Genomic DNA, 1,290 nt, shown 5'->3' with positions numbered 1-1,290 from the left:
TGAGGGGCCTCGCGTTTGCCGGACAGGTGTCTGACCGTCTATTTCACGCGGCGATTCGCAACTTCTCGTACTCGGCGTGGACTTCGCGTGGAGGGCGGTAACCCACCGCCGAGTGGAGGCGTTTGCGATTGTACCAGAATTCGATGTAGCGAGTGATGTCCTGCCGAGCGGCCTCGCGGGTCAGGTAAGTCACCCTGGATACACGTTCGTTCTTCAGGGCACCGAAGAACGATTCGGCCATGGCATTGTCGAAACAGATCCCGGTGCGGCCGGAAGATCTGCGGAGCCCGAGCCGGTCGAGCGTCTTCCCGAACTCGGCTGACATGTAGTTACTTCCGCGGTCGGAGTGAAATATCGCGCCGGTGGAGAGGTTCCTGTTGCGTGCCGCGTTGCGGATCGCCCTGGATATCAATGGGGTTTGGTAGTGGTCGTCCATGGCATAACCGATGACTTCTTTCGTGCAGCAGTCGATGACCGTTGCGAGGTACAGCCAGCCCTCCCCGGTCGCGATGTACGTGATGTCGCCGACGAGTTTTTCACCGGGTGCGTCAGCGGTGAAGTTGCGGCCGACGAGGTCCGGCACCTGGCCGGCCGCAGCCTGTGTGAGGTTGAACCTCTTCGGCCGCGGCTGGCAGGGCTCAAGGCCGAGTTCGCGCATGAGCCGGCGGACCAGTTCCAGGCCCGCGGTGACGCCCCAGCGGTCCAGCTGGGCCTGGATGCGCCGGTGGCCGTAGGTGCCGTCGGACATGTCGAAGGCTTTCGCGACGAGCAGTTTCAATTCGTCGCGCCGCTGGGCCGTTGCGGATTCCGGGCGAGATCGCCAGTCGTAGTAGCCGGATCTGGAGACGCCGAGCCGGCCACACATGAACTCGACGCTGTATGCGTACTCCTCGGTGTCGAGCCGCATCTCGTCGATGAACTCGTACTTGCTTGCTACCGGGGATCCTTCGCGAAGTACGCTGCGGCTTTTTTCAGGAAGGTAACTTCCATCTCCAGCTCGCGGTTGCGTCGTTCGAGTTCCTTCAGGCGTGCCCGCTCGTTCACCGTCAGTTCCGCGTCGGGAGCTGGTTCCTGCTGCTTCTGGTGCTTTTTGACCCAGCCGCGCAGTGTCTCCGAGTTCAGCTCAAGCTCCCGGGCGACTTCGGAGATTGTCTTGCTCGACCTCAACGCGATCTGGACGGCTTCCTCGCAGAACTCCGGCGAGTACTTGCTGGGTGGCGCCACTTCTTCCTCGTTTCCTGTTCAGGACAACCCTATTGGATCCCTGTCCGGAAACTTCGTGGCCCCTCA

At 61.8% G+C, this 1,290-nt stretch carries 1 protein-coding gene; it reads right to left on the bottom strand.

The genetic code is table 11. The features are described from left to right. Positions 1-43: 43 nt before the first annotated feature. A protein-coding gene (locus ACN6LB_RS45795; protein WP_445031096.1) for an IS3 family transposase occupies positions 44-1,224 on the bottom strand; the annotation gives its coding sequence in 2 pieces (ribosomal slippage) (positions 44-960 and positions 960-1,224; 1,182 coding nt in all). Positions 1,225-1,290: the final 66 nt, after the last annotated feature.

Source organism: Streptomyces sp. SAS_270 (assembly GCF_052543295.1).
The sequence above is the reverse complement of the archived record's forward strand: the minus strand, read 5'-3'. Positions and strand labels throughout refer to the sequence as shown.